We start from the raw sequence: 2,878 nt of genomic DNA, 5'->3' as shown, positions 1-2,878 counted from the left end.
GGAATTCAATCGAGGGCGGCAGGTCGTTCCACTGGTCGCAGAGCATGCGGATCCGCAAGGGCTCCGTCGTCGCATGTCCGAAAATCACATCGAAGATCGGGTACTCTGTGGAAACGACGGTCCAGGCGCGATGGGCGACGGTCCGCGCGCTCAAGCGGCCCACGTCGCCCTCGAACTTGGCGCGCGAAAGCTGCTCAAGCACCGCCGCCGCCCTCGCGCGGGCCCCACTCAAGCTCCACCCTGCCGGCCAGGCCGTTCTGGGTGAAGGTGCGATCGGGATTGATGTCGCGCCCCCCGACGGTTACAACCCAGTCGGTGGTGTCCGTAAGACCCAGCTTGGCGGCGGCGCGCGCCAGCACCTGCTTGACCACAGTGACCGGGGGCACGCGCAGCGCGCCTTCTTCCGGGAAGGTGCCGCTCGTCGTGAACACCGTCACCTCGACGAATTCATGCGGGGCCTTGGGACGCGTGCGCAGGTGCTCGACCGCTTTGCCGGCCAGCGAGACCGTCCCGCCGCTCGACAGGACGATGTCGGGCTCGCCGGCAAGCTCCAGCAGCAGCTCGCGATCCGGCGGCATGGCGATGAGGTTGATCAGAAGATCGACGGCGATCGTGTCATTGCCCCAGACCTGATCGATTTCATCGACGGTGAAGGAGAAGACCCGGTCGCTCTGCAACGCGTAGAGGCGCGGGCTCTCGTAGTCTTGCAGGTCGATCTCGGCGTCGAGCTCCACAAGCTCGGTCCGCCCGGCCGCGGCGAGAATCAGGCGGTAGTCGGATGGCGGCTTCAACCCGCCACGCGTCAGAACCTCCCGGCCCGTCACGATCCGGTCGCGGGACGTGACGGGCGCGTCGTTCAAGAAATAGGCCTCGGCAGGGGCCAGTTCGGCAGTCGCGCTCATCGGTCAAATCTCCATTGCCTGGACTCTTGACGCCGTCCGCCATTGGACTAAACTTCGATTCGAGTCCCACTATGGACAGTCTATGGGTGGACTTATCATGCTGTCAAGTCCACGGTGAGATAGGAGGACAATGGCCATGGGAGAAAGCGCTCCCAGTGCCCTAGCGGGCGCTGGGCAAACACGGATTCCTGTTGAATTGCAGGCCTTCTTTCGGATGGCAGAGCGATGGGACCTCTCCACCGACCAGCAGATCACCCTTCTTGGGTCGCCGCCGCGCTCAACATTCTTCAAGTGGAAAAAAGAGGGAGGAGGAGCGGTTCCCCCCGACACCGTCGAACGCCTCTCTCACCTGCTGTCGATCTGGAAAGCGCTGCAAATTCTCTTCACTTCCGACCAGGCCAGCGACGCCTGGATCCATGCACCGAATGACTTCTTCAACGGCGACAGCGCACTGGACGTCATGCTGGGGGGAAGGGTGATCGATATCTATGCTGTTCGGCGGTACCTCGATGCCCAGCGCGGTGGATGACTACCCTATCGTGCGCTTTGCCGCGAACTGCTACCGGCTGATCCCCTCGCGCTTCCCGCCGGTCTCGGTCTATCGCGACCTCGTCGCTCCCGAGCAGGTCGAAGCGCTTGTCGAAGTCGAGAACAAGACCAATCCCCGCCTGCGCCTGCAGGAGCGCCTGATGGCGCGGCGCGAGGGACCCAAGCTCGATTCGGCAATGCTGCAGAATTGGAATCTGGCTCCATTCACCTACGAGAACCCCGAGGGCACGACATTCTTCGCGCCCGAGCGATCTTGCCTCGAGATCGCGGACACGCCCCAAACGGCGTTGGCGGTCTCTATCGCACGGCGGTCGCGCTTCCTGTCACGCACGAAGGAAGCTGCGACCGGTCTCGATATGCGAATGTTGAAGACACCGGTCGATGGCAGGTTCATCGATCTGCGCCAGGTGTCGGCCGAGCTTCCGCAAGAGCAACGCTGGTCACTGGGCGACGCGATCCCCAACGATGTCGACGGTATCCTGTTTCGGCCGGCCGAGCGCCCCACGGCGACGGCCATTGCCGTCCTCAAGGGGCAGGTGCTTGGCCGCTCGATCCAGACAACGCACTATCGCTTTGAGTGGAACGGAGTTCGCATCGAGACGCTCTATGCCTTCGACGAGGCGGGGACTGTCCTGCGCCCAGAGAGTCTGGCGGGAAAGGAAGAGGTCCTTGCAGCGTAGAATCGACATCATCCTGTCCTGGGTAAAGGCCCATTGGCGAGCGTTGCGGCCTCGCCGCTCCAAGCCTGTTCGCGCGCCCACGCAACGGTACGCCCCCCGCCCGCGGATCCGCCTTGCGCATTGGCAAGGGATCGGCTCGGCACCAGCGGGCCATTGGGCCGCCTGTCACCCCTCGACCGAGCGCATCTTCAAGGCCGAGGTGACCTGTCCGCGTGGTCACCGACTCACGCTCAAGGGGCACTCGATCAGCGAGGCCGGTCAGGTCCACCCGAGCGTCGTTTGCAGGCATCCCGGCTGCGACTTCCATGAATTCGTCGTGCTCGAAAACTGGGCGCGGCGGCGAGCGGCACTGCCCACAATGCCTATGAGCTGAGATCGGGGCACCAGCGATCTTGGCCATCAAGCGTCACACCGTCATCGTCGAGGGCACCCTCGCCTTTCGCATGCAGCGGGTGGCTGCCGCGCGAGCGGGGGATCACGGTCGGGATGTCGCAACGCTGCCACTGCTCGCCGCCCGCCTCGCTGGCGGCTTCGCCCGGCCCGCAGACCACGCCACCCTGGTCCCCATCGTTGCGCGAGCGCTCACCGAGCTTGCGTTCGAGGAGTTGGAACCGGTCAAAACGCGCCCGGGCATGGCACGGGCCGTGTTGGCGAGTCTGGCGCGGGTATGGGCCGCGGACATTCGGTTCGAGGGTCCGCGTTATGCGAGCGCCCGTCTGAGCGATCTGGGACACATCGAGGCATATC

At 64.5% G+C, this 2,878-nt stretch carries 3 protein-coding genes and 2 pseudogenes; 3 read left to right on the top strand and 2 right to left on the bottom strand.

Annotation, left to right across the window (positions count from 1 at the left end):
* A pseudogene (locus EOA60_RS26885) lies at positions 1-202 on the bottom strand (hypothetical protein); the annotation flags it as partial.
* Complete coding sequence (locus EOA60_RS26880) at positions 195-902, bottom strand: multiubiquitin domain-containing protein (RefSeq protein WP_127335912.1); 708 nt, start codon at positions 900-902, stop codon at positions 195-197. The pseudogene EOA60_RS26885 and the gene EOA60_RS26880, both read right to left, overlap by 8 nt.
* A gap of 130 nt (positions 903-1,032) precedes the next feature.
* On the opposite strand from EOA60_RS26880, the gene EOA60_RS26875 reads away from it, so the two are divergent.
* From EOA60_RS26875 to EOA60_RS26865, 3 genes and pseudogenes are all read left to right on the top strand, one after another.
* Complete coding sequence (locus EOA60_RS26875; RefSeq protein WP_348627478.1) at positions 1,033-1,431, top strand: MbcA/ParS/Xre antitoxin family protein; 399 nt, start codon at positions 1,033-1,035, stop codon at positions 1,429-1,431.
* Positions 1,424-2,131 carry an RES family NAD+ phosphorylase gene (locus EOA60_RS26870; RefSeq protein ID WP_245479284.1) on the top strand — a complete coding sequence of 236 codons (708 nt, stop codon included), beginning with the start codon at positions 1,424-1,426 and terminating at the stop codon, positions 2,129-2,131. Before EOA60_RS26875 ends, EOA60_RS26870 begins: the two co-directional genes overlap by 8 nt.
* Before the next feature lie 392 nt (positions 2,132-2,523).
* Positions 2,524-2,878: pseudogene (locus EOA60_RS26865) on the top strand (PD-(D/E)XK nuclease family protein); the annotation flags it as partial.

Source organism: Mesorhizobium sp. M1A.F.Ca.IN.020.06.1.1 (genome assembly GCF_004023265.1).
In the GTDB taxonomy this organism is placed as follows: Bacteria; Pseudomonadota; Alphaproteobacteria; order Rhizobiales; family Rhizobiaceae; genus Mesorhizobium.
This window is presented reverse-complemented; position numbering and strand designations above follow the sequence as displayed.

Excerpts from the sequence above, each read along its gene's own strand:
- EOA60_RS26880 (WP_127335912.1), bottom strand. The coding sequence starts at position 902 with ATGAGCGCGACTGCCGAACTGGCCCCTGCCGAGGCCTATTTCTTGAAC.
- EOA60_RS26875 (WP_348627478.1), top strand. The coding sequence starts at position 1,033 with ATGGCCATGGGAGAAAGCGCTCCCAGTGCCCTAGCGGGCGCTGGGCAA.